5 protein-coding genes are annotated in these 3,512 nt (G+C 36.1%); 3 read left to right on the forward strand and 2 right to left on the reverse strand.

Translation table 11 applies throughout. The features are described from left to right. Window positions 1–3: 3 nt before the first annotated feature. Entirely contained in the window at window positions 4–765 is a 762-nt protein-coding gene (locus ACOVQ4_RS14435; RefSeq protein ID WP_421821333.1) for a 3-keto-disaccharide hydrolase, read from the reverse strand. Window positions 766–940: 175 nt separating this feature from the next. On the opposite strand from ACOVQ4_RS14435, the gene ACOVQ4_RS14440 reads away from it, so the two are divergent. Together ACOVQ4_RS14440 and ACOVQ4_RS14445 are read left to right on the forward strand one after the other, a co-directional pair. After that, complete coding sequence (locus tag ACOVQ4_RS14440) at window positions 941–1,471, forward strand: hypothetical protein (RefSeq protein ID WP_421821334.1); 531 nt, start codon at window positions 941–943, stop codon at window positions 1,469–1,471. Window positions 1,472–1,618: 147 nt separating this feature from the next. Continuing rightward, window positions 1,619–2,095, forward strand: coding sequence for a hypothetical protein (locus ACOVQ4_RS14445; protein ID WP_421821335.1), 477 nt, complete (start codon window positions 1,619–1,621; stop codon window positions 2,093–2,095). A gap of 24 nt (window positions 2,096–2,119) precedes the next feature. Here ACOVQ4_RS14445 and ACOVQ4_RS14450 read toward each other — a convergent pair whose 3' ends face one another. Continuing rightward, window positions 2,120–2,275 carry a hypothetical protein gene (locus ACOVQ4_RS14450; protein WP_166552404.1) on the reverse strand — a complete coding sequence of 52 codons (156 nt, stop codon included), beginning with the start codon at window positions 2,273–2,275 and terminating at the stop codon, window positions 2,120–2,122. Window positions 2,276–2,584: 309 nt separating this feature from the next. Here ACOVQ4_RS14450 and ACOVQ4_RS14455 point away from each other — a divergent pair. Then, window positions 2,585–3,512 (forward strand): histidine--tRNA ligase (locus ACOVQ4_RS14455; protein WP_421821336.1); only part of this gene is annotated, 928 nt, incomplete at its 3' end.

Below are 3,512 nucleotides of genomic sequence, written 5' to 3' on the forward strand. Positions count from 1 at the left end.
ATCTTACAATTCTCTAATCCAAACATTTCTGAAACTTACTGCATTTCCGTGGTCTTGCAAAGAAATAGGGCCTTTTGGTCCGTGTACAGGATTGGTTGGCTGTCCGATATAATTAGTTACGCCTTGAATTTTTGTATGGTTTTGTACCACAACACCGTTGTGAATTACGGTAATATAGCCTGGCGTTTCGATTCCGCCGTTTGCAGTAAAGCGTGGAGCGGTATAAATAATATCGTAGGTATTCCAATCGCCTTGTTTGGCTGTAGCATTTACCATTGGAGGTGTTTGCTTATAAATAGAACCTGCTTGACCGTTGCGGTATGTTCTGTTTTTATAAGAATTCAATACTTGTACTTCGTAGATTCCATGGAAGAAAACCCCGCTGTTGCCACGTCCTTGGCTTTTTACATTTTCTGGTTCTTCAGGAGAGCGCCATTCGATGTGTAGCTGACAGTCGCCAAAGTGTTTTTTGGTAGAAATATTTCCAGTACCTTTTACAACTGTAAAAACACCATCTTTTACCTCCCATTTAGCGGCACTACCATCTTTGATGGACTCCCACTGGTCAAGATTTTTGCCGTCGAAAAGTACGATAGCATCTGAAGGAATAGCTCCTGGGGTTACAACACGAACTTCTGGGTCCCAATATTCAGTGGCGTCTGGTTTTTCAGGATTTTTTTCTACAAAACGGAAATCCTGTGCTTGAACTTTTAAGCCCAAAAGACAAACTGCGGCACTTAAAATTACCTTCTTCTTGATTTTCATTGGAAAAATTGTTTAAGTTTAAATTTTAAATACAGTAAAACATTTGCACTAGGTCGAAAGTATCCATAATAGGCATTTGTCGTACTGTAATTCGGGAATAGTTATTGATTATAAAAATAGTTTTAAGTTTACCGAAATAAACTGTTTGTAAATTTAACAGCAAACTTGAATAAATATGAAAAATGCCCCAATTAATTGGATTAAATTCTATTTCCTATCAGGGTTTATGCTTATCTCATTGTCTTTTTTTGGACAAAATGCTACTTTTCGTTATCTTGATGTAAATACGCTTTGCAAAGATAAAAGAGTCCTAGCCTTAAGGAATGAATTACCCAAAGGATGGCGATTTAGAACCAATGGTTCAAATTTTTATATCGAACGTATCGAGGATGTATATTTGCCCAAGGAGGCACTAAAAAGTGTAGAATTGAAAGCGCAACCCATTGAAAAGTATGTAAATGGAAAAAAAATGCTTCTTTTCAAAACTAAAGCATATTTTTTGATGAGTGTTGAGAAAAAACTATCTACCCATCTCAACAACAAACAAAAGACTATCATGAAAGCCATTTATGAGTCTGATTATTATACTTTTTTCTTGTGGCAAAAGCATGGCTATACTTATGCCAAAACGATTATTCCTAAAAATCTTTATGACGAGTTTAGAGAAGTCGAAAAATTATTGGCCGATTATTGGCTATCTGAATAAACAGCTAAAGTTGGCATATCTAGGACTGAAGCTGTAGGTATTAGGCAGATCATTTCAATAGGTTTTTTTATAATCAAAGATATACTTTTGCCGACAGCTTAAAGCCAAACTAACACATTTTTTAACCCTAATACTTTTATAAATAAAATGAGACCAAAAATTGCAAAAAAAGCACCAGGCGAAAGACTAGTAAAGCGCATGCCATTGCGTACCAAATGGCTTTTATGTGCCGCCGCTGGTATACTTTTATTCGGATTTGGACTTTCGGTAGTTACCACTGCTGGATATAAAAAAGGTGCTAATGAGGAGTTTTATGTATGGTTTTTATTAGGCCTGTATGGACTTATCATAACCAATCTTGGGCTAGTGTCGCTTGGTCAGGCGGTTCGTTTTAGAGTTTTGATGGATATTAACAAAAAAATGAATAAGCAAGAAAAAGAACTAGCCAAGCAAATCAAGAAATTGAACCATTTGGGTGAGGTGCTTAGAAACAAGGAAGATAAAAAGATGGAGAAAAAGGAAGATAAAAAAGAGGAAAGAAAAAGTAAACCTCAGCAAAAGAAGGTAAATGATAGGCAGGCGGTGCAAAAACAAGAAAACCCCGCCACTACCGACGAGGTTTAAATCTCTTAGAAGAAATTTCGAAAATTACTTCGCAGCCTTCGCAGCAAATTCAGCTTTGATCGCTTCGATATCAATCAACTTGATTTCTGGCTTCAAACGCAAACGCTTAATTGCTTCGACTTTGTTTGTAGCTATAGCCTTATTTCTTCTGTCTTTTCTTTTTAGTCTTGTAACGGCCATTGTAAACAGATTTTTTGTTTGAGGTGCAAAATTACAGAATTAAACATTCTTATCCAACATAATGCTGGATATTCCTTTGAGAAATACACTGAAATATAGATATTTTCAGATATTAAAACCCTTTAGGCTTCCAAAAACCTAAAGGGTTTGTTATTTTTGCAGATATTTTAGAAAACCGTAGGGAATCATAATAGCTAGAATGGACACAAAAAACAGCTGAAAACAATATTTTCAGTTTTGTTGAATCTCTTTTTTATTTGAAAATTTCACCTACCATCAGATAGTTAATCAAAATACTACTTAAAAATCATGAGTGATAAACCATCATTAGTTAGTGGAACAAGAGATTTTGGCCCTGAAAAAATGGTCAAAAGAAATTATATTTTTGATACGATTAAAGCAGTATTTCAAAGATTTGGATTCCAACCTTTAGAAACCCCATCGATGGAAAACCTCTCGGTTTTGATGGGCAAATATGGTGAAGAAGGTGACCAACTTTTGTTTAAAATTCTTAATTCTGGAGAATTTACTAAGAAAATCTCTGAAGAGGATTTAAAATCAGATTATAAAAAACTTACCACAAAAATTGCTGAGAAAGGCTTACGCTACGACTTAACAGTACCTTTTGCAAGATATGTGGTAATGAATCGAAATGAATTACCGCTTCCGTTCAAAAGATACCAAATCCAACCCGTTTGGCGTGGCGACCGTCCTCAAAAAGGTCGTTACCGTGAATTTTACCAATGCGATGCTGATGTGGTAGGCACGGATTCTTTGATTTGTGAAGCCGAAATCGTGATGATTATTCAGGAAGTAATGCAAAGTCTGAATATTAGCTTTAACCTGAAAATCAATAACCGTAAAATCCTTTCGGGTTTGTCAGAAGCCATTGGTGCTGCGGGTCAAGAAGCCGCTTTGGCTGTAGCAATTGATAAATTAGATAAAATTGGTCAAGAAAAAGTGATGGCAGAATTAGCAGAAAGAGGCTTTTCTGAGGAGGCTTTGGCTAATCTGGCGCCAATCTTTACGATTTCGGGCACTAACCAAGAAAAGTTTGCTAAGTTGGAAGAATTGTTACAAAATTCTGAGACAGGTAAAAAGGGAATTGAAGAACTACGTGAAATGTGGAGCTATATGGCTGCATTTGGCGTAAGCGACGAGAATATTGAACTGGATATAACCCTTGCTCGTGGTTTGTCTTATTATACAGGAGCAATTTTTGAAGTAAAGGCCTTGG

This window comes from Flectobacillus sp. (assembly GCF_049240685.1).
In the GTDB taxonomy this organism is placed as follows: domain Bacteria; phylum Bacteroidota; class Bacteroidia; order Cytophagales; family Spirosomataceae; genus Flectobacillus.

Coding starts and splice junctions, on each gene's coding strand:
- ACOVQ4_RS14435 (WP_421821333.1), bottom strand. CDS start 765: ATGAAAATCAAGAAGAAGGTAATTTTAAGTGCCGCAGTTTGTCTTTTG.
- ACOVQ4_RS14450 (WP_166552404.1), bottom strand. CDS start 2,275: ATGGCCGTTACAAGACTAAAAAGAAAAGACAGAAGAAATAAGGCTATA.
- ACOVQ4_RS14440 (WP_421821334.1), top strand. CDS start 941: ATGAAAAATGCCCCAATTAATTGGATTAAATTCTATTTCCTATCAGGG.
- ACOVQ4_RS14445 (WP_421821335.1), top strand. CDS start 1,619: ATGAGACCAAAAATTGCAAAAAAAGCACCAGGCGAAAGACTAGTAAAG.